This is a genomic window from Actinomycetota bacterium (assembly GCA_013152275.1).
GTDB lineage: Bacteria > Actinomycetota > Acidimicrobiia > Spongiisociales > UBA4744 > BMS3Bbin01.
On sequence record JAADGS010000081.1, the window covers coordinates 27,893 to 49,871 of the forward strand.

At 63.4% G+C, this 21,979-nt stretch carries 18 protein-coding genes, 1 tRNA gene and 1 pseudogene; 14 read left to right on the plus strand and 6 right to left on the minus strand.

Features of this window, described 5'->3' with window-relative positions; translation table 11 throughout:
- Window positions 1-97: 97 nt before the first annotated feature.
- A complete protein-coding gene (gene aceE, locus GXP34_13025) occupies window positions 98-2,815 on the minus strand; it encodes a pyruvate dehydrogenase (acetyl-transferring), homodimeric type (protein NOY56889.1) in 2,718 nt (905 codons plus the stop codon).
- A 99-nt stretch (window positions 2,816-2,914) separates the two neighbouring features.
- Between aceE and GXP34_13030 the strand changes: the two genes are divergently transcribed.
- The 11 genes from GXP34_13030 to zwf all read left to right on the plus strand — a co-directional run bounded on the left by GXP34_13030 (window position 2,915) and on the right by zwf (window position 16,647).
- On the plus strand, window positions 2,915-4,255 hold the full coding sequence (locus GXP34_13030; protein ID NOY56890.1) for an FAD-dependent oxidoreductase: 1,341 nt from the start codon (window positions 2,915-2,917) through the stop codon (window positions 4,253-4,255).
- A 23-nt stretch (window positions 4,256-4,278) separates the two neighbouring features.
- Window positions 4,279-5,223, plus strand: a complete 945-nt coding sequence (locus GXP34_13035; GenBank protein ID NOY56891.1) for a threonine/serine dehydratase — start codon at window positions 4,279-4,281, stop codon at window positions 5,221-5,223.
- A 107-nt stretch (window positions 5,224-5,330) separates the two neighbouring features.
- Window positions 5,331-6,521: an aminotransferase class V-fold PLP-dependent enzyme gene (locus GXP34_13040; protein ID NOY56892.1), complete on the plus strand. Its 1,191-nt coding sequence runs from the start codon at window positions 5,331-5,333 to the stop codon at window positions 6,519-6,521.
- 71 nt (window positions 6,522-6,592) lie between these two features.
- Window positions 6,593-8,488: a formate dehydrogenase subunit alpha gene (fdhF, locus tag GXP34_13045; protein ID NOY56893.1), complete on the plus strand. Its 1,896-nt coding sequence runs from the start codon at window positions 6,593-6,595 to the stop codon at window positions 8,486-8,488.
- Window positions 8,485-10,245, plus strand: coding sequence for an NADH-quinone oxidoreductase subunit E (locus GXP34_13050; protein ID NOY56894.1), 1,761 nt, complete (start codon window positions 8,485-8,487; stop codon window positions 10,243-10,245). Before fdhF ends, GXP34_13050 begins: the two co-directional genes overlap by 4 nt.
- The gene (locus tag GXP34_13055; GenBank protein ID NOY56895.1) at window positions 10,242-11,048 is read left to right on the plus strand and encodes a 4Fe-4S dicluster domain-containing protein; all 807 of its coding nucleotides are present in this window, start codon (window positions 10,242-10,244) and stop codon (window positions 11,046-11,048) included. Before GXP34_13050 ends, GXP34_13055 begins: the two co-directional genes overlap by 4 nt.
- A 173-nt stretch (window positions 11,049-11,221) precedes the next feature.
- Window positions 11,222-11,995, plus strand: coding sequence for a formate dehydrogenase accessory sulfurtransferase FdhD (fdhD, locus tag GXP34_13060; protein NOY56896.1), 774 nt, complete (start codon window positions 11,222-11,224; stop codon window positions 11,993-11,995).
- A 91-nt stretch (window positions 11,996-12,086) separates the two neighbouring features.
- Window positions 12,087-13,700 (plus strand): hypothetical protein, encoded by a 1,614-nt coding sequence (locus tag GXP34_13065; GenBank protein NOY56897.1) that lies wholly within the window; start codon window positions 12,087-12,089, stop codon window positions 13,698-13,700.
- On the plus strand, window positions 13,688-14,290 hold the full coding sequence (locus GXP34_13070) for an HAD-IA family hydrolase (protein ID NOY56898.1): 603 nt from the start codon (window positions 13,688-13,690) through the stop codon (window positions 14,288-14,290). The genes GXP34_13065 and GXP34_13070 overlap by 13 nt, the downstream gene beginning before the upstream one ends.
- A 12-nt stretch (window positions 14,291-14,302) precedes the next feature.
- Window positions 14,303-15,214, plus strand: coding sequence for a decarboxylating 6-phosphogluconate dehydrogenase (gene gnd / locus GXP34_13075; protein NOY56899.1), 912 nt, complete (start codon window positions 14,303-14,305; stop codon window positions 15,212-15,214).
- A complete protein-coding gene (zwf, locus tag GXP34_13080; GenBank protein ID NOY56900.1) occupies window positions 15,211-16,647 on the plus strand; it encodes a glucose-6-phosphate dehydrogenase in 1,437 nt (478 codons plus the stop codon). Before gnd ends, zwf begins: the two co-directional genes overlap by 4 nt.
- Window positions 16,648-16,702: 55 nt before the next feature.
- On the opposite strand, the gene GXP34_13085 is transcribed toward zwf, so the two are convergent.
- Complete coding sequence (locus GXP34_13085) at window positions 16,703-17,161, minus strand: YbaK/EbsC family protein (GenBank protein ID NOY56901.1); 459 nt, start codon at window positions 17,159-17,161, stop codon at window positions 16,703-16,705.
- 259 nt (window positions 17,162-17,420) lie between these two features.
- Between GXP34_13085 and GXP34_13090 the strand changes: the two genes are divergently transcribed.
- The gene (locus tag GXP34_13090) at window positions 17,421-17,723 is read left to right on the plus strand and encodes a WhiB family transcriptional regulator (protein NOY56902.1); all 303 of its coding nucleotides are present in this window, start codon (window positions 17,421-17,423) and stop codon (window positions 17,721-17,723) included.
- Window positions 17,724-17,949: 226 nt separating this feature from the next.
- On the opposite strand, the gene GXP34_13095 is transcribed toward GXP34_13090, so the two are convergent.
- The 3 genes and pseudogenes from GXP34_13095 to GXP34_13105 all read right to left on the minus strand — a co-directional run bounded on the left by GXP34_13095 (window position 17,950) and on the right by GXP34_13105 (window position 19,479).
- On the minus strand, window positions 17,950-18,252 hold the full coding sequence (locus GXP34_13095) for a hypothetical protein (GenBank protein NOY56903.1): 303 nt from the start codon (window positions 18,250-18,252) through the stop codon (window positions 17,950-17,952).
- A 122-nt stretch (window positions 18,253-18,374) separates the two neighbouring features.
- Window positions 18,375-19,277 (minus strand): annotated as a pseudogene (locus tag GXP34_13100) (sigma-70 family RNA polymerase sigma factor).
- 125 nt (window positions 19,278-19,402) lie between these two features.
- A tRNA-Val gene (locus GXP34_13105) sits at window positions 19,403-19,479 on the minus strand.
- A 78-nt stretch (window positions 19,480-19,557) separates the two neighbouring features.
- On the opposite strand from GXP34_13105, the gene GXP34_13110 reads away from it, so the two are divergent.
- Complete coding sequence (locus tag GXP34_13110) at window positions 19,558-20,280, plus strand: hypothetical protein (GenBank protein NOY56904.1); 723 nt, start codon at window positions 19,558-19,560, stop codon at window positions 20,278-20,280.
- A 92-nt stretch (window positions 20,281-20,372) separates the two neighbouring features.
- Here GXP34_13110 and GXP34_13115 read toward each other — a convergent pair whose 3' ends face one another.
- The gene (locus tag GXP34_13115; protein NOY56905.1) at window positions 20,373-21,131 is read right to left on the minus strand and encodes a sulfite exporter TauE/SafE family protein; all 759 of its coding nucleotides are present in this window, start codon (window positions 21,129-21,131) and stop codon (window positions 20,373-20,375) included.
- Window positions 21,132-21,170: 39 nt separating this feature from the next.
- Between GXP34_13115 and GXP34_13120 the strand changes: the two genes are divergently transcribed.
- Entirely contained in the window at window positions 21,171-21,866 is a 696-nt protein-coding gene (locus GXP34_13120; protein ID NOY56906.1) for a hypothetical protein, read from the plus strand.
- Window positions 21,867-21,979: the final 113 nt, after the last annotated feature.

Genomic DNA, 21,979 nt, shown 5'->3' on the forward strand with positions numbered 1-21,979 from the left:
CGCACCTCGACGACCGTGCATGGCTCGTCGAGGTGCCTGGTACCTCGCACCTCGTACCCGGTACCGCTCGCGAAGCGAGCCTACGACAGCGGACCGCTCACTCCTCACTCACGTCAGGCCAGGAGATGCGCGGGTCCGGCAAATCCGGATCGATCTCGTATCTGGCGATGGCGTCGGCGACGACTTCTGCGGGAACCGCACCCTCTGCCTCGAGGGAGGACAGCACCGCTACGACGACGTGCCCGGTGTCGGTCTCGAAGAAGTGGCGCAGCGCCTCACGAGTATCGCTACGTCCGTACCCGTCCGTGCCCAGCGGGATGAAACGGCGAGGCACCCAGCGGGCAATCTGATCGGGGACCGCCTTCAGAAAGTCGGTCACGGCGACGATCGGACCGGCGGCGCCGTTGAGGAGACGGGTAACAAGCGGTACCCGAGGTTCAGCGCCCGGGTGCAGGCGGTTCCAGCGCTCGGTGGAGAGGGATTCTTCACGGAGGCGCTTGTAGGACGTTGCGCTCCACAGTTCCACACCGACGTCGTAGTGCTCGGCGAGTTGGTGCCGGGCTTCCCGGGCTGCCGCGTGGGCCGTTCCCGAGAAAAGCAGGGTTGCCTGAAGTGACGGCCCTTCTGGCGCCGGCGCCCATCGGTAGAGACCGTCGATGATGCCCTGGTCGACATCTGCAGGCTTCGGTGGTTGGGTGTAATTCTCGTTGTAGATGGTGATGTAGTAGAAGACGTCCTCTCCGTCGCTGCCGTACATGCGCTCGATGCCCCGTTGGATGATCGTCGCCAGTTCATAGGCGAACGCCGGGTCGTACGCTTCGCAGGATGGGATGGTGGAGGCGAGCAGGAGGCTGTGCCCATCCTGATGCTGGAGCCCTTCGCCGAGGAGTGTCGTGCGTCCGGCCGTCGCTCCCATGAGGAACCCCCGGGCGCGGGCATCGGCCGCTGCCCACATGAAGTCGCCGATACGTTGGAAGCCGAACATGGAGTAGAAGGTGTAGAACGGCACCATCGGCACCCCGCGGTGTGCATACGCCGTTGCTGCAGCGGTCCAGGAAGCAATCGCTCCCGCCTCGGTGATTCCCTCTTCGAGGATCTGGCCGTCGGTTGCCTCTTCATAGGAAAGGAGGAGCCCTGCGTCGACGGGGACGTAGCGCTGTCCGTGCGGCGCGTAGATCTTCAACTCTTTGAACAGCGAATCCATCCCGAATGTGCGGCCTTCGTCGGGGATGATCGGAACGACTCTGGGGCCGAACGTCTCGTGGCGAGCCAGGTTGCGGAGGAGTCGTGTGAACGCCATCGTCGTCGAGAACTCCTGCGCGCTCGAACCCGCATCGAATTCGGAGAACGGGTCCGGTCCCGGCAGCTCGATCGGCCTGCGGATTCTCACACTTCGTTTCGGGACGGAACCGCCGAGCGTCTTTCGGCGCTCCATCAAATACTCGTACTCGGGGGTGCCCACGTCAGGCCTGTAGTACGGCGGCTCCCTGTCTTCGGTCAGCATCTCGTCGGGGATCTCTTCTTGCAGATGGAGGCGATCCCGAAGCCCGATCAGCTCACGTCCGGTGAGCTTCTTGATCTGGTGAGTTGCATTGCGGGCCTCCACCGACGGACCGAGGGTCCAACCCTTGATCGTCTTGGCGATGATCGCCGTCGGGCGGCCCTCGTGTTCGACCGCGGCCCGGTAGGCGGCATAGATCTTGTGGTAGTCATGCCCGCCACGAGGGAGTTTGCGTAGCTGGTCGTCACTGAGATGCTCGACGAGTTTGCGCAGCCGCAAGTCGGGTCCGAAGAAGTTCTCCCTGATGTACTCGCCGGACTCGACGGCGTATTTCTGATACTCGCCGTCGAGGGTGCTGTTCATCTTGTTGACGAGCACGCCGTCGACATCCCTCGCGAGCAACCCGTCCCAACCGGATCCCCAGATCACCTTGATGACGTTCCAGCCGGCGCCGCGAAGCATGGCTTCCAGTTCCTGAATGATCTTTCCGTTGCCCCGCACAGGGCCGTCGAGGCGCTGAAGATTGGCGTTGATGACCCACGTGAGGTTGTCGAGACCTTCCCGTGCCGCGATGCCCACTCCGGCAAGCGCTTCGGGCTCGTCCATCTCCCCATCGCCGAGGAACGCCCAGACACGCGACTGCGAGGTGTCGTCGATATGGCGATTGTGGAGGTACCGGTTGAAACGGGCCAGATAGACGGAGTTGAGCGGACCCAGTCCCATCGAGACGGTCGGGTATTCCCAGAAGTTCGGCATCAACCGGGGGTGCGGGTACGAGGAGATGCCCTGGCCGGCGACCTCGAGCCTGAAATGGTCGAGTTGGTCCTCGGTCAGGCGGCGTTCGAGAAAGGCACGGGCATAGATGCCCGGAGCTGCATGACCCTGGAAGAAGATCTGGTCGCCGGAGGACCCATCATCCTTCCCTCGGAAGAAATGGTTGAAGCCGACTTCGTAGAGAGCAGCCGACGAGGCGAATGTGGACAGGTGCCCTCCGATTCCCTCCGCTGCATGGTTGGCACGCACGACCATGACGGCGGCGTTCCAGCGGATGAACCTGCGGATGCGCTTCTCGAGCACGTCGTCCCCCGGGAACCACGCCTGTTCCTCGGCCGGGATCGTATTGACATAGGGTGTGTTGATCGTGGCGGGGATCCCCACCTGCTGCTCCCTGGCGCGCAGCAACATGCGAGACAGCAGATACCGCGCCCTGGTCTTGCCTTCGATGGCGATGAGTTGGTCAAGGGAGTCGAGCCATTCTTGGGTCTCGGTGGGGTCGGTGTCGGGGAGTTGCTGCACGAAGCGGTCGATATTCACGAAGACCTCTCTGGCCGGTCGAGGCAGAGGCTATCGAAACATGAGGCCTAAGCGGGGTCGCGCGGCACGGTGACTCGGCCGGGCGTAGACTCGATTGGCATGCAGGACACCTATGTAGACAAGTCGTTTTGGCTCGCCACCTACGGTCCGTATACGCCAAACGATCCGGTGGGCGAATCGATGGATGTCGACGTGGCCGTAGTCGGTGGCGGCTTCACCGGACTTTCGACCGCCTACAACCTGTGCCTGCTCGAGCCGACACTGCGAGTCGCGGTCCTGGAAGCCGAGGTGATCGGCTACGGGGCCAGCGGTCGCAACGGTGGCTTCTCCATGACGCTGTTCGGTCTCGAACCGGCAGTCACGAAGTTCCGGTTCGGGGTCCAGCGGACCGTGGAGGCACATCGATACATGGAGCGGGCGGTCGACTATGTCGACGACCTGGTTCGTAGCCGGAACCTTCAATCCGACTACTGGTTCCCCGGCTTTCTGCGGGTGGCGACCACGCCCGCCTACAGCAAACGCATCCAGCACGACATGAAGTTGCTCACCGACATGGGTATCACCGGCATCGAGTGGTGGGACGCCGATCGGGTGCGGGAGCAGGTTGATTCCCCCTTGTTCCTCGGTGCCTGGTGGGAGCCCCGTTCGGGCCTCTTGAATCCGGCCAAGCACGTGAGGGAGTTGAAGAGGATCGCCGAGGAGGCCGGTGCTGTGATCTATGAGCACAGTCCGGTTTCACAGATCGATCGCGGTGATCGTTTCAGACTCCAGACGCCGGGAGGGACGGTCACTGCGGGTCGTATCGTGCTGGCCACCAACGCCTACTCGCATCTGTTGCCGGGGTTGCGTCGTTCCCAGGCGCCCGTCTTCACGCATATGGTCGTCACCGAACCGCTCTCCGATGAGCAACTGGAGGTCATCGGTTGGTCGAACCGGCAGGGCATCGAGGATGCCCGTAACCTGGTGCACTACTTCAGGCTCACCGCCGACAACCGCTTGGCGATGGGAGGGAGTGACGTGTCGCTCACGTATGGGACCGACATGGGTCGCGATCTCAACGAGCGCGTGTTCCGAGACCTCGAAGCCGACGTCGTCGAGATCTTTCCTTCCCTTGCAGGAGTGCGGTTTACGGATCGGTGGGGTGGGCCGGTGTCGGTACCGGTCGACATGGCGCCGGCCATCGGCTTCTTGGGGGACCCGAGGGTCGTGTACTCGATCGGATGTGTCGGGCACGGCGTGTCGCTGTCTCAACTCAACGGAAAGACGATTGCAGATCTGGTGCTCGAGCGTGACACCGACCTGACCAACGTCTGGTTCGTGGGACGTCGGCTGATTCCGTGGCCTCCGGAACCGCTCCGATTTGCCCTCTCGGCCGGCATCCGAGGCTATCTGCGGGGCGAGGACTGGGTCCACGAGCGTCCCCTGCGTGCAGGGCGCTGAAGCAGGGTCGGTACACTCGCCCGATGGGCAGACTTCCCGTGTTCGAGGACGTGCAGGCCGCCGCGGATCGGATCGCGGCCTTCGTACATCGCACCCCGATCATGACCTCCGCGACACTCGACCGTGATCTTGGCGCGTCGGTGTTCTTCAAATGTGAGAACCTCCAGAAGATCGGTGCCTTCAAAGCCAGAGGAGCCGTGAACGCGGTCCTTTCCCTGGAAGAGGGCACTGCCGCCCGTGGAGTCGTGACGCATTCGTCGGGGAACCACGGGCAGGCGCTCGCCTATGCGGCGTCGATCCGGAAGATCCCCTGTGCCGTCGTCATGCCGGATACGGCTCCACGGATCAAGGTCGACGCGGTGCGGGGCTACGGGGCCGACGTGGTGTTCTGCGCGCAGTCCGAGCGGGAGGTCACTGCGGAACGGGTGTGCGCCGAACGGGGAGCGACGATCGTTCACCCGTTCAACGACCCGGTGGTGATCGCCGGTCAGGGCACTGCCGCATTGGAGCTGGTGGCCCAGGTCGAGGGTCTGGATCTCCTCGTGGCGCCGATCGGAGGGGGAGGTCTGCTGTCGGGAACGACGCTGGTGGCCGAAGCGCTCCTCCCGTCGGCCGTGGTCGTGGGGGCCGAACCCGAGATGGTCGATGACGCGTACCGGTCGCTGGTCAGCGGGTTTCTCCAGCCAAGGGTGCCTCGCGCGGCGACGATCGCGGACGGCCTGATCACGGGGATGGGAGAGTTGGCCTTCGAGATCCTGCGGGAGCGTAGGGTCGAGATCGTGACGGTTTCCGAAGAGCAGATCGTCGCCGCGGCAAGGTTCTTTGCGGAGAGGATGAAGCTGGTGGTCGAGCCGTCGGGGGCGACGAGCCTGGCGGGCGTTCGGGCGATGGGAGAGCGCGTCGCCGGCCTGCGGGTCGGGGTGATCATCTCAGGCGGCAACACCGACTTCTCCTGGCTACCCCGTTGAACCCAGGGCTCAGGGGGGTCGTGGCGACCCCTACGAGCCCTGGGTTCAGGGGACCGGGCCCGCGCGGCGGTCGGGAGCCCTCGCTGCGTGGGGACTATGGTGCCGCGATGGACATACATGCGCTTCGCGCCGACACCCCCGGATGTTCCGACGTCGTTCACTTCAACAATGCCGGCACTTCGCTGCCTCCACGGCCGGTCATCGACGCGCAGATTGCCTGGATCCGTCGGGAGGCCGTCACCGGCGGGTACGAGATGGCGGAAGATCTCCAGGAGCAGGTCGCCGGTGTCTACCACTCCCTTGCCCGATTGATCGGTGCCGAAGCGAGTGAGATCGCGCTGATGGAGAACGCCACCGCTGCCTGGTGGCAGGCGTTCCACGGCCTCGACCTGCACGGCAAGACGGTGCTCACCTCCGAGGTCGACTACGGGGCGAACTTCATCACCTATCTGCAGGCTGCCCGGCGCGACGACGTGAACACGGTCGTCGTTCCCTCGGATGAGTCTGGGCAGATCTCCCTCGAGGAACTCGAGAAGCATCTCGATGGGCGCGTCGGGCTGCTCGCCGTGTCACACATGCCGACGAACGGCGGGCTCGTCAACCCGGCAGCAGAGATCGGGGCGCTGGCCCGCAAAGCAGGCGTTCCGTTCCTCCTCGATGCGTGTCAAACGGTCGGCCAGATGCCGATCGATGTTGACGCCATCGGGTGCACCTTCCTCTCGGCGACCGGTCGCAAGTACCTGCGGGGGCCGCGGGGCACCGGTTTCCTGTACGCGCGATCGTCGTTCCTGGAGGTCGACGAACCGTTGATGCTCGATCACTTCGGTGCTTCCTGGGTCGAGCCCGACCGGTACGTTCTGCGTCCCGACGCCCGCCGTTATGAGACGTGGGAATCGAATCACGCGATCAAAGCCGGGCTGGGAGTCGCAGCCGAGTATGCGATGTCGGTGGGACTCGAGTCGATCGCGGGGCGGGTCTTCGCCCTTGCGGCAGAACTGCGGGACAAGCTCGCCGGGATCGGGGTGCCCACGTACGACCTCGGTCGGGTGAAAGGGGGGATCGTCACCTTCTCGGTGCCCGGAGTGGATTCGGCAACCGTCAAGCGAGAGCTCCGTGCGCAATCCATCAACACGTCGCTCGTCGATTCCACATCCACGCTCATCGACGCCAGGCGCCGGCACCTTCCGGAGATGGTTCGCGCGTCGGTGCACTACTACAACACGAGTGCAGAGATCGACACACTGATCGCCGCGCTCGAGCCGTGGTCTTCCCGTTCTCGTGACGCTTCACGGGGATAATCCGGTCCAACCGTCACGAGAACGGATGGAATGGTGGGGGACCTCTAAACTGTCACGAGAAGGAGGTGCGTATGCATCGAGATCGGCTCACCCGCCCGCTCGTCCGGGAAGATGGGGTTCTTCGACCGGCATCATGGGACGAGGCGCTCGACAGAGCAGCCGGCGGCATTCAGGCCGTCACCAGTCGGTACGGTCCGGGAGCGTTCGGGGTGATGAGCTGTTCCAAAGGCACCAACGAGATGAACTACCTCGCACAGAAGTTCGTCCGTATGGCCGTTGGCACCAATACGATCGACTCGTGTAACCGTACCTGACACGCTCCCAGTGTCGTCGGTCTGGCGACAGTGTTCGGAGCAGGTGGCGGAACGAGTTCCTACAGGGAAGCCGAGGACACCGGCCTCATCGTCCTGTGGGGCTCCAACGCGCGCGACGCACACCCGATCTTCTTTCATCATGTCCTCAAGGGGATCCGCCACGGTGCAAAGCTGATCGTCATCGATCCCAGGCGCAGCTCGTCCGCGACGTTCGCCGATCTCTGGCTCGGTCTGGACGTTGGATCCGACATCGCCCTTGCCAACGCCGTCGGGCGCGAGATCATCACCGCCGGCTTGCACGATCGCGAGTTCATCGAACGCGCCACGAGCGGCTTCGATGATTACCGGACCGCCGTGGACGCGTGGACGCTGGACCGGGCGGCGAACGTCACCGGCGTTCCTGCAGATGCGATCTCCGAGCTCGCCCACGCCTACGCGCTCGCGCCGACGGCCCAACTGTGCTGGACTCTCGGCATCACCGAGCATCACTGTGGGACCGACAACGTCTTCTCACTGATCAACCTGGCATTGCTCACCGGACACATCGGCCGGTGGGGATCCGGTCTGGTTCCCTTGCGGGGCCAGAACAACGTCCAGGGAGGAGCGGACATGGGTGCGCTTCCGAACAAGCTCCCCGGCTTCAAGGACGTGTCGGACGATACGGAGCGGGCCCGGTTCGAAGCAGCGTACGGTACGAAGCTGCCGGCCGAACCGGGATGGCACATCTCGCAGATGTTCGACGCGATGGAACGTGAGGATCTCAGGTCCCTGTACATCATTGGAGAGAACCCGGCACAGTCCGAAGCCGATGCGACGAGGGTGCGCAAGCTTCTCGCCGGCCTCGATCATCTCGTCGTGCAAGACATGTTCCTCACCAAGACGGCAGAGCTTGCCGATGTGGTCCTGCCGGCGGCGGCAGGCTGGGCCGAGACGGACGGCACCTTCACCTCGTCGGAACGTCGGGTGCAGCTCGTGCGAAGAGCTTTGGATCCGCCCGGTGAGGCGAGAGACGACCTTGTGATCATCGCCGACCTTGCCGCACGCATGGGCTGTGACTGGGGCCATCCGGTTGCAGAGGAAGTGTGGGATGAACTGCGGGGGCTCTCTTCGATCCATGCGGGAATGAGCTATGAGCGTCTGGCATCTCACGGCGGTCTTCAATGGCCGTGCCGCGACACGGACGATCCCGGTCGGCCGTTCCTTCACGGCCGTCTCTGGGACGATCCGGTGACCGGCCCCAAGGCACCGTTCACGCCCGTCGAGTGGAGTCCCCCCGTCGACCGGCTCGACGAGGAGTTTCCCATCAGGCTGACCACGGGACGCCGACTCGATAGTTACAACACCGGTGTGCAATCCGGACGGTACTCGTCGCCGAAGCGATGGGGTGAGAGCATCGATCTCTCACCGGAGGACGCCGCCGCCCTCGGGCTTGCCAATGGCGATCTGGCGCGTGTCACGTCGAGACGTGGATCTGTCGAGGCGCCCGTACGCACCGATCCCAACCTGAGACCGGGCCTGGCGTTCCTGACGTTCCATTTCCCCGATCAGGTGGACACGAACGTGCTCACGTTGGATGCGTGGGATCCCAAGTCGGGAACGTCCGAATACAAGGCGACGGCGGTCAGGATCGAACGGCTTGGAGAGCCCTCATGAACGTGATCGGCGATGCGGAGCGTAGGGCGATCGACGCCGTATTGGGTCCGGCGACACTCGGTTGGGATGCATCGGCGCGAACGGCAACCGGTGGTCGTGTCGCTCGAGGCGGTGCCGCGCTGAAAGCTCGACGCCACTTGCTCCTGCCGGCGCTGCAGGCGGCGCAGCGAGCCATGGGATGGATCACGCCCGAGGCTCTCGACTATCTCGACCAACGGCTCGGAGTGTCGCCGGCCGAGTCGTTCGGGGTCGCAACGTTCTACGACCTCCTGGACACCGCTCCAGGACCCGACACGGCGATCAGGGTGTGCGACGACATCGCCTGCGCGGGCAGCGCCCAACTCATTGCCGACACGAGAGCCCGTCACGGCGATGCTGCCACCGTCGAACCGGTGTCATGCCTCGGGCACTGTGCCCACGGTTCTGCCGCGCTGGTCCGTGTGGCCGGCCGGCAGGACGTGACTGTTGCCCCCGCTTCGCTCGAAGGCATCGACGCTGCGATAGCGGGTGAAACGGCACCTGTCGTGGTCGACCGTATCGGTGGACGGTTGGCTCTTCTCTCGAGAGTCGGCGTCGTCGATCCGTCCAGCCTCGACGACTACCGCAGCCATGGTGGCTACGCGGCATTGGAGAAAGCCTTGAGGATGGGTCCGGCCGCGGTGATTGCGGAGATCGATCTCTCACTCCTGCGGGGCAGGGGCGGCGCTTCGTTCCCGACGGGTCGAAAATGGGCGGCGGCGGCGCGTTCCGAGTCGACACCCAAGTACGTTGTCTGCAACGCCGACGAGTCCGAACCGGGGACGTTCAAGGACCGGGTCATTCTGGAGAACGACCCGTTCGCCATCGTGGAAGCCCTCACCATCGCAGGGCTTGCCGTGGGCGCCTCGCAGGGCTTCGTCTACGTGCGCGGCGAGTACCCGCTGGCCGCGGAGCGTGTCGAGAACGCAGTGTCGGTGGCACGAGAAGCCGGTCTGCTCGGGCCTTCGGTAATGGGATCCGGCTTCGAGTTCGATGTCGATGTGCGGAGCGGTGCCGGCGCATATGTGTGTGGAGAGGAGACTGCGCTCTTCAATTCGATCGAAGGTTTTCGCGGCGAGCCGCGAGTGAAACCTCCGTTCCCGACAGACGCGGGACTCTTCGGCAAACCGACGGTGATCAACAACGTCGAGACACTCGCCAACATCTTGTCGATCGTCGCCGGGGGAGGTAAGGCGTACGCCGCGTCGGGGCGTGATGGATCCACGGGAACGAAACTGTTCCCGGTCTCCGGGAGCGTTGCCATGCCCGGCCTCTACGAAGCGCCGTGCTCCACCCCGCTCGGCGAGATCATCGAGATGGCCGGCGGAGTGATCGGAACGTTTCGTGCTGCTCTGGTCGGGGGCGCCGCAGGAGTCTTCATGGGCCCCGACCGGTTGGACGATATCATGTCGTTCGAGCGCCTCGCGACCCTTGGTGAATCGTACGGGTCCGGTGCGATCGTCGTATTCGATGAAACGTCGAATCTGGATGCCGTCGTACGGCGGATTGCCGACTTCTTTCGCCGGGAATCATGCGGACAGTGCGTGCCGTGCCGGATCGGGACCGTTGCCCAGCAGGAGGCGCTCGGTCGTTTCCTGGACGGTGATGACAGTCGGCGCGAGATCCTCGCCGATGTGGACAGGGTCATGACGGACGCCTCCATCTGCGGCCTGGGGCGTACCGCTGCATCGGCGATCCGATCGGCTCTGCGCCTGGGGCTGATCGGAGGTGCGCCATGAGGATCACGATCGACGGCCGGCCGCTCGACGTTGCCGACGGAACGACGATCCTCCAGGCTTGTCGCGACGAACGCATTACGGTACCGACGCTCTGCTTCCTGGAGACACTCGAGCCTGCCAATGCCTGCCGGCTCTGTGTGGTCGAGGTCGAAGGTTCGACGTCCCTCGTTCCTTCGTGTTCCCGGGAGGTGGTTGAAGGGATGGTCGTCAACACGGATTCGCACCGGGTGCGGCATGCTCGTCGCATGGTGCTCGAGCTGCTCGCGGCGACCTCGGACCTTTCCAACGCCGGCCTCGACGGCATGATCGAGTCGTATGGAGCGGAACCGGAGCGCCTGCACCTCACCACATGCGGTCGGGAGCCTGCAATCGACAACAGCCTCTACGTTCGAGATCTCGACCGGTGCATCCTCTGTCGTCGCTGCGTCGACGTGTGCGGCGACCAAGCCCAGAACACGTTTGCCATCACCGTCGCTGGGCGCGGGGCAACTGCCCACATTGCCACGGAGTTCGATGTGCCGTTGTCCGACTCCGCCTGCGTGTTCTGTGGGAACTGTGTTGCGATCTGTCCGACCGGTGCGCTGATTCCGCTCGCCGAGTTCGAGCTGCGCAGGGAGGGAACCTGGGACGAGGCACTCCAACAGGTCACGCTGACGGTGTGTCCGTTCTGCGGGGTTGGCTGCAACCTCGAGTTGTATGTTCAGGACAACCGGATCGTCAAGGTGACGTCTCCACTGGATCACGACATCACGAACGGCAACCTGTGTATCAAGGGACGGTTTGGACACCGGCACGTGGAGTGACCCGCCAGCTTCTTCCTTCCCCCTCAGGGGGAAGTGCCGAGTCTTCGAGGCGATGGGGGTGTTCCCGAACTGGCGTAGCCGGAGCCAGACCCCTCAGGGGGAAGTCCCGAGTCCTGGGAGGGGAAGCAAAGAAGGCGAGGGTTAGAACCCGGTGCTCCGGTAGGCTGCGCGATGTGAGATCGACCCAGCGCGACATCGTTCGTTTCCAGGAAGGGACTCCTCGGCGAGCCGTTGACCACCTCGTCACCGAAGAGCCGCTCGAGTTGAGGATCGTCGATACGCCTATCGCCGTGGTGATGCGCACACCGGGTGACGATGCGGACCTGGCCCTCGGGTTCTCGCTCACCGAAGGAGTCCTCCTCGAACCCGACGAGCTCGCCGGCGTGACGGAGGTCGGAGAGAACCGCCTCCGATTGGATCTTGCTCACGGTGTACGGGTCGACCCCGAGCAATTCCGCCGGAACCTGTACACGACCTCTTCGTGCGGCGTGTGCGGCAAGGCATCCATCGATGCGGTGCGCATCGCCGCTTCCGAGGTGGTGACCGAAACCCCGATCACGGCGCACGTTCTGGGCGAGTTGCCGCACATGCTGCTGTTCGAGCAGGAGACCTTCTCGGACACCGGGGGGCTGCACGCCGCTGCGCTCTTCGACTTCGAGGGCAGACTGGTCGAAGCGCGTGAGGACATCGGAAGGCACAACGCCGTCGACAAAGTCGTTGGCGCAGTTGCGCGCAGGTCATGGCCCTTCGGCGCGATGGTTCTGTTCGTGTCGGGCAGGGTTTCCTTCGAGATCGTGCAAAAGGCCGCAGTCGTGGGGATTCCCTGCGTCGCCGGGATTTCGGCAGCGTCGTCGCTGGCCGTGGATCTCGCCCGAGAGTTGGGAGTAACCGTCGTCGGATTCGTGCGCGGGGGAGGCTTCAACCTCTACACGGGTTTGGTGGGCTGACGGCCGACGGCAATCGCTGGACACAGCCAAGACACAGGATACGGAAACGATTGGAGACGACTGTGATGTGCGGTTGTCGAGGGAGTGAATCATGGATATGCAGTTAGGCGCTTATGAGACCGCCGTTCGACAACGCCTTCGCGCGTGGGACGCATCGGGTTTTGCTCACCGTTTGTGGGCGAAGGATCCCACACTGTGGTTCGAACAGGAAAAGCCCGAGATCGTCGATCGACTTGGCTGGCTGACGCTGGCAGACGACATGGCTCCGCATGCTCGTGAACTCGCGGCGTTCGGAGCCGAGGCTCAATCCGAGGGCATCCGTCATGTCGTACTGCTCGGCATGGGCGGATCCAGCCTTGCCCCCGAGGTGTTCCAGCGGACGTTGGGCAGCAAGTCGGGATTTCCGACGTTGGTCGTTCTCGACTCGACGCACCCCGATGCGGTGCGCGCGGTCGACGCCGCCATCGATCCTGCAGCAACGATGTTCGTGGTCTCTTCGAAGTCGGGTACCACGTTGGAGACGCTTTCGGGATTCCGGCATTTCTGGTCACAGACGTCCCGGATTCTCGACCGTCCGGAGCGCCGATTCGTCGCGGTCACCGATCCGGGAAGCCCTCTCGAAGACCTGGCGAGGAGCCGGGGCTTTCGTGCCGTGTTCTCGGCTCCGGCGGACGTCGGAGGACGCTATTCGGCTCTCACGATGTTCGGCCTCGTCCCGGCCGCCTTGATCGGCGTGGACCTCGAACGGCTGCTCGGTGCTGCCGCAGCGATGGCCCGGCGGTCCGGATCTGCCGTGACCGCGTCCGCCAATCCCGGGTTGCGGCTGGGGGCGGCGATGGGGGAGTTGGCCCTCGCCGGGAGGGACAAGCTGACCTTCCTGGTTTCCTCGACGCTCAGGGCGTTCCCCGACTGGTTGGAGCAACTCGTAGCCGAATCGACCGGCAAGGATGGAAAGGGGATCGTTCCCATCGCCGGTGAGCCACCGGCCGATCCTGGCGAGTACGGGCAGGATCGACTCTTCATCTCCTATCACCTCGACGGAGAACCTGCGCCCAGAACCGATGGCATCGTTGCTGCGGGACATCCCGTGATCACGATTTCCCTTGCCACCGTCTATGAGCTGTCGGCCGAGATGTTCCGGGCAGAGATAGCTACGGCAGCGGCAGGTTCCGTGCTCGGCATCCACCCGTTCAATCAACCCGACGTCCAACTTGCCAAGACTCTCGCCCTCGAGGCGATGGAGGCAGAAGCGGGTGCCGCGGAGCCGATCGAAGCGGTCCGACTCTCAGAACCGGATTTCATCGATTCCGTCGCTGCGTTCCTCGATGTCGTGGACACCGGCGACTACATTGCCATTCAGGCCTACGTGCCGCGCAACGCCGAGAACGAGGGTGTGCTTCGGCGGCTCCGAACGGGGTTGCGCGCAAGAACGGGCGCTGCGACGACGGTCGGGTTCGGCCCCCGTTTCCTTCACTCGACCGGACAACTCCACAAAGGTGGAGCAAACAATGGGGTGTTCTTCCAAATCGTCGACGAGCCTTCTTCAGACTTGCCCGTGCCCGAGGTCGACTACTCCTTCGGGAAGATCATCCGGGCCCAGGCCGACGGGGACTACCGTGCGATGCGGGGCCGTGGTCGCCGGGTGCTGCGCATCGACCTGGGCAGGAGGACACTTGCCGAGATGGAGCAGGCATGGCCGACGTAACGACGCTCTTCTTCGACGTCGGGGGAGTGCTGCTGACCAACGGTTGGGATCGGCGTTCCCGTCTCCATTGTGTGGAGAGCTTCGGTCTGGACTGGGAGGAGTTCCGGGACCGGCATGAGTTCGTCGCGGATGCGTTCGAAACAGGTCGCATGACCATCGACGAGTACCTCGATCGCACCGTTTTCTATCGCGACAGGAGCTTTTCGCGAGAAGCGTTCATCGGCGGTATGCAGGCCCAGTCCAAACCGGTGCCGGGTGCACTCGAGTTTGTGTCCAGCCTGTCGGATAGGTATCTGCTCGCGACGCTCAACAATGAGTCGAAGGAGCTCAACGAGTACCGGATCGAGACCTTCGGACTGCACGAGATCTTCTCGGTGTTCCTCACGTCCGCGTACCTTGGAGTCAAGAAGCCCGACGAGGCGATCTACCGCCTTGCACTCGACATCACCCATCGGCGGCCTGAAGAGAGCGCGTTCATCGACGATCGGTCGCTCAACATGGAATGTGCCCGGGACCTGGGTTTGCACACAATCACCTTTGAAAACGTCGGCCAACTCAGAAGCGAATTGGCCGCACTCGGCATCAACTGATAGGAGATCGAAGTGGACATTGGAATGATCGGCCTCGGCAAGATGGGGGCCAATATGGCGGAACGTCTCATCCGGCACGGACACCGGGTTGTCGGATTCGACCTGAGTACGGACGCGGTGGCCGCTCTCGTCGAAGGGGGAGGCGAAGGTGCCGACTCGCTCGAGGCCATCGCGGCCGCGCTTCCCGCTCCGCAGGCGCTGTGGGTGATGGTTCCGGCCGGGCATCCGGTCGACGCTACGATCGACGCGCTTCTGCCCCACGTGGGTGCCGGCGCGGTGATCGTCGATGGGGGAAACTCGTTCTACAAGGATTCCATGCGTCGAGCCGAACGCTGTGCCGAATCCGGCGTCGAATTCGTCGACGTCGGCACGTCCGGAGGCGTTTGGGGTCTGGCGGAGGGGTATTCGATGATGGTCGGCGGGTCCGTCGAGGCCGTCGAGCGGCTACGCCCCGTATTCGAGGCGCTCGCGCCGACCGCCGAACTGGGCTGGGGTCATGTTGGCCCTGCCGGATCAGGGCACTTCGTCAAGATGATCCACAACGGTATCGAATACGGCCTCATGCAGGCCTACGCGGAAGGGTTTGCCGTTCTCGAAGCCAAGAAGGAATTCGGTCTGGACCTGCACCAGATCGCAGAGATCTGGCGGTACGGCTCGGTCATTCGCTCCTGGCTCCTGGATCTGACGGCGACGGCTCTGGAAAAGAACCCGACCATGGACGGCATCGCTCCGTTCGTACCCGACTCCGGCGAGGGCCGTTGGACCGTGTTCGAAGCAATCGATCTGGACGTCGCAACACCAATCATCGCGGGCTCCCTGTTCCGCAGATTCCGGTCCAGAGACGAGGAGGGATTTGCCGATCGGATGTTGTCGGCGATGCGCAACGCGTTCGGCGGACATGCCATCAAGCCGGATCCGTCGTGAAGCACATCGAATCGCATCTCTTCGTCATCATCGGAGCCACCGGGGACCTGACGAGCCGGAAACTGCTGCCGGCCCTCTACGCGATGGTTGCCGACCGGGGACTCGGGGACCGCTGTCGGATTCTCGGTGTTGCCACATCTGAACTCACAGACGAGGCGTTTCGGGAAAGCACCAGAGATGCGCTTCGAGCTGCCGGCCACGACGATGAAGAGTTCGAAGCCTGGTCCGACAGGGCAGTGCACTACCAGTGCATCCGCCCAGGATATGACGCGCTCAGGGAGCGCATCGAAGCGCTGGAACAAGAGTATGGGATGCCCGGCAACCGGGTCTTCTATCTGGCGCTACCTCCTCGCGTATTCCCCACTGCGATCGAGGGCCTGGGCGATGCAGGTCTGGCCAAGAGTCCCGGCTGGACCCGTCTCGTGGTGGAAAAACCGTTCGGAAGGGATCTCGAGAGCGCCCGTGATCTCAACGAGCTGGTGCATGAGTACTTCGACGAATCGCAGGTGTACCGCATCGATCACTATCTCGGGAAAGAGACCGTCCAGAACCTGCTCGTCCTCCGTTTCGCCAACTCGCTGTTCGAGAGTTCCTGGAATCGGGACCGCGTGAAGTCCGTTCAGATCAGCGTCGCCGAGGAACTCGGTGTGGAACACAGAGCCGGGTACTACGAGCATGCCGGAGCGCTGCGGGACATGGTTCAGAATCATCTCGCTCAGGTCATGACCTTGGTGGCCATGGAGCCGCCCGCTTCGCTGGAAGCAGACGCCATCCGTAACGAAAAAGTGAAGGTCCTCCAGTCGATTCGGCGCATCGACCCGGAGCAGGTCGTGGTGGGGCGTTACGGCCCGGGCGTATCCAACGGTTCTCCTGTCGTGGGCTACCTGGAGGAGGATGGCGTCGCCGGCGACTCGACCACGGGCACATTCGTGGCGATGAGGATCGATATCGACAACTGGCGCTGGCAGGGCGTACCGTTCTACCTGCGCACCGGCAAGCGCCTGCCTCGCCAACTCACCCAGATCGCCATCGAGTTCCACGAACCGCCCGTGTGTCTGTTCGACCGTGAGGGGTTCTGTCAAGTCCACTCGAATACGCTCGTCATCACGCTGCAGCCTCACGAGGGATTCGAGCTGCTCTTCGATGTGAAGGCACCCGAAGAGCGCTTCCGGCTCATGACGCTGCCCCTGGACTTCTTCTACGAGGAGGCGTTCGGACCTCTGCCCGCAGCGTACACGACCCTGATCGTGGACCTCCTCTTGGGTGATCAGACGCTGTTCGTCCGGGCCGACGAAGTCGAGGAATCCTGGCGTCTGTTCACTCCTCTTCTTGCTCGAACCGAGGAACCGGCCCCTTATCCGGCAGGCTCGTGGGGTCCCGCAGCATCGGAACGGCTCCTCGCTCTTGACGGAAATGCCTGGGTGGTGCGCTGAGAACGGCCGCGTTGAATCTGGCCGAGCACTGCAATCGTCGATATGCAGCAGACGCCTACGACAGCTCGGCTCTGATCGGTTTCACCAACGCGATGTAGTCCTCGGTCGCCATTCGGATCGTCTCGACGTGGTTTCCCGCGTTGAAGACCATCTCATCGGCCGTGAACCCCGTGTCCAGGTACACGGGCATGTCGTACAGGTTGCCGAACGGTGGCTCTGCTCCGCGTTCACAATCCGGGCACAGAGGGCTGAATTCGGCTTCCGTGGCGAGACGCACTTCTGCGCCGACCGCGGCGGCGACCTTGGACAATCGGACGTGCCGATTGGCCGAGAGTACGGCCATGATCGGTGACGATCCCGCCATCACGATCACCGTCTTGGCGAACTCGTCACCGGGGATGTGCTCGATGGCAGCGATCTCCTGTGCCGTGTACGCGGGACGGTGCCGTTCAACATCGAATGCGACGCCGTTGTTGGTGAGGAAGTTTCGGACTCGTGCTGCAACTTTGGTCATGGGCATCACCCTGTCCTCCTTCTTGTAGTACTACACGAGCCATCGACTGATTTCCAGGGCCGTAGGTCCCGAAATTACCTTGACGAACGTTCGCTCGAGCAGATAGGGTTGGGCCACGCCATCTGGGAGGTGTCATGCGGATGCGAACCTCGACATACGGGCCGTCCAGGCCTGGTTCGTCGCGTCCGCGGCCACTCGTTCCCTGACCTCACAGTCCTTCCGAGCCGCCGGACGTTTCCGGAAGGCAAAGGAAGTACCCGTGAACGATATCTACCAGCGTGGGGCGTGTGTGGCGTCCGGCAAGCATGATCTGTTCTTCTCCGAGCGACCCGTCGACCTGGAACGCGCCCAGGCGGTCTGCGTCCGCTGCCCGGTCCGGCTGACCTGTCTGCAATCCGCCCTCGAAGAAGAGGTCGAGTGGGGCGTCTGGGGAGGGGTGATCTTCTGGGAAGGCCATCCGTACTACCGGCGCAGGGGCAGGGGTCGTCCACGGCGAGAAGACAAGGACAGGCCGCTCACGGCGGACATCCGCGAGTTGTGGGAACTCGTTTCGTCCGCATGAGCCGTTGAGCATTCGACGGGCCCGGGACCCGTGTCCTGGGAGTCGACTGAGCGGTACTTGGCACGCACTCCCTCGTACCCCGGCGGTAGGGCCGCCGCGTTCTCGATGGACCACGTGGGAGGGAAGGCCTGCATTCGGCCTCTACGTCCATCTCACGGTCTCTGGTCGACCTGAGGTTGCGATAGGAGATACGAACTACGTGGTACCCGTATCGCTCGGCAGACTTCTAGTCGCTCTTCGGCCCCGCGCCGAAAACGGTGGTGTGCCCTTCCCGGCTCGCTGCGTAGTACACGGAGTAGCGGCGCGACGACATCGTGCTGTCGCAGCACGACAGGACGTCTGCCATCAACCGGTTCGGGAGGCTCGATACCGCGAACCGTTGCGCGTGCTCTTCGTCTTCGAAGCGAGTCAGCACGAGCACTCGCGAAGGCTTGTCGGCATCCACGAGCACCTGATGCTCGAGGGGCCCATCCGGGTCCGAGAGCGCGGCGCGTTCCCACCGCTGCACGGCACTGGTGAATGGTCCCATTGCTCCGGGGAGGATATGAAACTCCGCTACGTGCATGTACTGCATGCAATGAAAGCTAGTACCGTTCTCGGAACAGCGCCGTTTCGGTCAGGGCACCGACTGCCGGCCGACTCTCGCAGCGACTACGGGGTGAGCATTCGACGGAGCCCGGTCGGATTGGCCGGGTGGCGCAGTTTCATCAGCGCTTTCGCTTCGATCTGACGAATGCGCTCTCTGGTCAGATCGAAACATCTGCCGACCTCGTCGAGGGTGTGGGGAATACCATCTTCCAGGCCGTACCGCATCGACAAGATGATCCGCTCGCGTTCTTGGAGTCTGCCGAGGACCACGGCAAGGTCCTGTCTGCGCATCTCGAGGGCAACGAGTTCGAACGGTGCCGTGGCGTTGGTGTCTTCGATGAAATCTCCGAGAATGGCCTCGTCCTCTCCGACGGGTTCGAAGATGGAGACGGGCTCGGGGGCAACCCTCATCGCCTCGATCACCTTACGGACTTCGAGTCCGGAGTGGTTCGCGATCTCATCGGGGGTAGGAGCCTGTCCCAGGCGTTTCGTGAGGTGGTTCTCCGCATGGCGGACCTGGGAGATGGTGTCCATCATGTGGACGGGCACCCGGATCGTGCGGCCCTTGTCGGCGATGGCCCTGGTGATCGCCTGTCGTATCCACCAGGTCGCATACGTCGAGAACTTGAATCCTTTGCGATAGTCGAATTTCTCGACAGCATGGATCAACCCGAGGTTGCCTTCCTGGATGAGGTCGAGAAGCCCCAGGGCCGTGTTCGTGTAGCGCTTCGCTATGGAGACGACCAATCGAAGATTGGAGCTGATGAACCGCTTGCGCGCCTGTTCTCCTTGCTGAACGAGTGCGGTGGTCTTCTCGCGGTCGTGGTCGGAGAGGCCGTTTTCGAGGGTTTTCGCGGCCTCTCTGCCCGACTCCATCGTCATGGCGAGATCGACCTCTTCTTGTGCGGTGAGCAGAGGGTAGGTGCCGATCTCGTCGAGGTATCGACGGATCGTGTCTTCGTGACCATCCCGGTTGGCGAGGCGGTTGCTGCCTGCCACGTGTGCCTCCTCGGTGCGACGTGCCGGCACCTGAGTGTTTGTGCTCTGGCGTACTTTATAGATCGTCGGCCGCGAGAGGCCCGAGCTTGAATTGGTGGGCGCTGACGGGTTTGAACCGCCGACCCCCTCGGTGTAAACGAGGTGCTCTGCCAGACTGAGCTAAGCGCCCGGGTTGACGGAGACTAGTGCAAGATCGACGATGGCGAGGCGCCTTCGGGCGCTGCCAGGCTTGTTACCATCTCCACTCATGGGAGCCATGAGCGAATTCCAGAGTCTGGCCGATCTGTTGGAGCTTCAGCGGGTCGATTCTGAAATCGATCGTCTTCTGGAGCAGCGTGCGTCTTTGCCTGAACTGGAGCGCTACAGGAGCGCACATCTCGAGACGGAAGAGATCCGAACGGAGCTGTCCGAGAAGGAAACCGTCTTTCGTGAGCTCAGCCTCGATCTCGACCGAACCTACGGCGAGCTCGAGATGGCGGAGACGAAGGTGGGTCAGCAGGAACGGCGCCTGTACGCCGGAGGCATGAGCGCAAAAGAGACCGAGAACATGCGACTCGATGTGGAGAGTCTGCGAAACCGGGTACGCGAGACCGAGGACAGGGTTCTCGAACTCCTCGAACTCAAAGAGACGCTCGAGAAGGAAGTTGCGGTCATCCGCGATGAGCTCGCTGCAGCAGAGGCAGAGGAGCAGCACCTGAGCGGGATCATCAAGGAAGCTTGGAAGGGCATAGACGCAGCACTGGCGGTGCGAGAAGAAAGAAAAGTGGCCGCGATCACCTTGATCCCCCCGGACCTGTTGGAACTCTATGAGCAGCTACGTGGGCGAAAGGAGGGCGTGGCCGTGGGACGCCTCGATGAGACCGGAGTGTGTGGTGGGTGTCATCTCAAGCTCTCGGCGGCCGAGCGGCGGCAAGCGCTTGCCGAGGACCCGCCGCGCTGCATCCATTGCCGTCGTATCCTCGTGCCGTAGGCAGATCGTTTTCCTCGCCGTAGCTACGTATTTCGCACTTCGTATCGGGGCGCAGCATCGACGCAAGACTGCGGGGCGGGCGGGGCGGCCTCTCAGCTCTTCCTGAACAACTGCATGCCTGCGGCGACGACGAGGAGTCCCGAGAAGAGCAACTGGAGCGTCGGGCCGGCGAGACTGAACGCCAGGAGCGCACCGAGCAACACGCCGACAATGCTGCCGGCACCGAGGACGAGAGCGATCGGGATGTCCACTCGGTGGGCTCGGTAATGGACGATGGCAGCCGATGCTGCAGTCGGAACGATGGCCACCAGCGACGTTCCTTGTGCGATGTGCTGCTCGAGGCCGAAGACGAGGGCAAGGATCGGCACGTAGACGAGTCCTCCTCCGAGGCCGAGCATCGACATCAAGGCGCCTGTTGCCATGCCGAGGAACACGATCGCGATCATGGTTCCGACGGTGTCTTCGACACGTTCGAGGCCGGCGACCGTTCCGAGTCCGCCGAGCGCGAGCCTGATCGCTGCGATGACGGCGACCAGCACGAACAGTGCCTTGAGCCATTTCGACGGCACCTTGCCCATGACCGTTGCGCCGGCGAACGCTCCGAGAATCGCTCCGGCGGCAAGGAGCCCACCTGAACGCAGATCCGCCGCTCCTCCATCGAAGAAGAGAATCGCTCCCGTGCCGGCCGTCACGACGACCGCAGCGGACGATGTCGCGTGGGCGCGGTGTTGCTCGAAGCCAAGGACGAGGACGAGGCCAGGGACAAAGATGAGACCTCCGCCGATGCCGAACAGCCCGCTGGCAACTCCTGCCATGATTCCGATGAGGGCTGCCGTGAGGGTTTGCGACATGGTTCATTGAGTGTAGAAGCCCGCGCTATCGTCACCCTGATGTCGCGTCTCCTTGCCCTTGTCGTCGTGGCAACACTCGTGGTTGGCTGTTCGGCGCCGTCCGGGGAGTCGACGACAACGACCACTACCACGGTGCTCGGTGCCGAGACGCCCGACGGTGCGCTACGCGATCTCTTGTCCGCCATCGGCGACGGCGATCTCGCCAGGGCGAGTGAGCTGACGGACGATGAGCAGGTAGCTCTTCTCATCGCCTTGGACGGAGCCACGTTGTCCGAGGCGACGGGCATGATCGAGGACGGGATTCCGGAAGCATCCCTGGCCGCTTTCTGGACATCGTTCCAGGACACGTACGGACGGAACGTTCGGGAAGGACTCGGTGACATGTTGGTGGCTGCGGGGCCGAGGGTGACCATAGATGGCGTGGAGTTCGCCAATGTGGAAGTGGCTCTGCGAAAGGACAGCGGGCTGGCTCGCTGGATCGCCTACCGGGACGAGAACGGTCGGTGGAGAATAGATCTCTTTGCCACGTTCGGTCCGACCGTGGCTCTACCCATGCGTCTGTGGCTTACGAGGCAGCCTGATGATCCAGACATTCGCGTCGTGAGGGGCGCGATCGCGGCTCAAAGGCCAAGCCTTCTTGCCGCGCTCCAGCAGCAACCTCTCGGACCGATCTCCCCGGGCGTGGCCGAGCAGATCAGGGGGCTACTGGGTGATGTGGGGGCAGCGACCCCTTGAAACTTTGAACCCAGGGCTCAGGGGGGTCGCCACGACCCCCCTGAGCCCTGGGTTCAAAGGAGGCGAGGCGTGAAGGCGCCGTGAGCGATCCGGGCGGGCTACGCGAGATACTC

Excerpts from the sequence above, each read along its gene's own strand:
- GXP34_13050 (NOY56894.1), top strand. The coding sequence starts at position 8,485 with ATGAACGTGATCGGCGATGCGGAGCGTAGGGCGATCGACGCCGTATTG.
- GXP34_13030 (NOY56890.1), top strand. The coding sequence starts at position 2,915 with ATGCAGGACACCTATGTAGACAAGTCGTTTTGGCTCGCCACCTACGGT.
- GXP34_13040 (NOY56892.1), top strand. The coding sequence starts at position 5,331 with ATGGACATACATGCGCTTCGCGCCGACACCCCCGGATGTTCCGACGTC.
- GXP34_13115 (NOY56905.1), bottom strand. The coding sequence starts at position 21,131 with ATGTCGCAAACCCTCACGGCAGCCCTCATCGGAATCATGGCAGGAGTT.
- GXP34_13065 (NOY56897.1), top strand. The coding sequence starts at position 12,087 with ATGGATATGCAGTTAGGCGCTTATGAGACCGCCGTTCGACAACGCCTT.
- GXP34_13070 (NOY56898.1), top strand. The coding sequence starts at position 13,688 with ATGGCCGACGTAACGACGCTCTTCTTCGACGTCGGGGGAGTGCTGCTG.
- GXP34_13085 (NOY56901.1), bottom strand. The coding sequence starts at position 17,161 with ATGACCAAAGTTGCAGCACGAGTCCGAAACTTCCTCACCAACAACGGC.
- GXP34_13095 (NOY56903.1), bottom strand. The coding sequence starts at position 18,252 with ATGGGACCATTCACCAGTGCCGTGCAGCGGTGGGAACGCGCCGCGCTC.
- GXP34_13120 (NOY56906.1), top strand. The coding sequence starts at position 21,171 with ATGTCGCGTCTCCTTGCCCTTGTCGTCGTGGCAACACTCGTGGTTGGC.
- GXP34_13110 (NOY56904.1), top strand. The coding sequence starts at position 19,558 with ATGGGAGCCATGAGCGAATTCCAGAGTCTGGCCGATCTGTTGGAGCTT.
- GXP34_13055 (NOY56895.1), top strand. The coding sequence starts at position 10,242 with ATGAGGATCACGATCGACGGCCGGCCGCTCGACGTTGCCGACGGAACG.
- GXP34_13035 (NOY56891.1), top strand. The coding sequence starts at position 4,279 with ATGGGCAGACTTCCCGTGTTCGAGGACGTGCAGGCCGCCGCGGATCGG.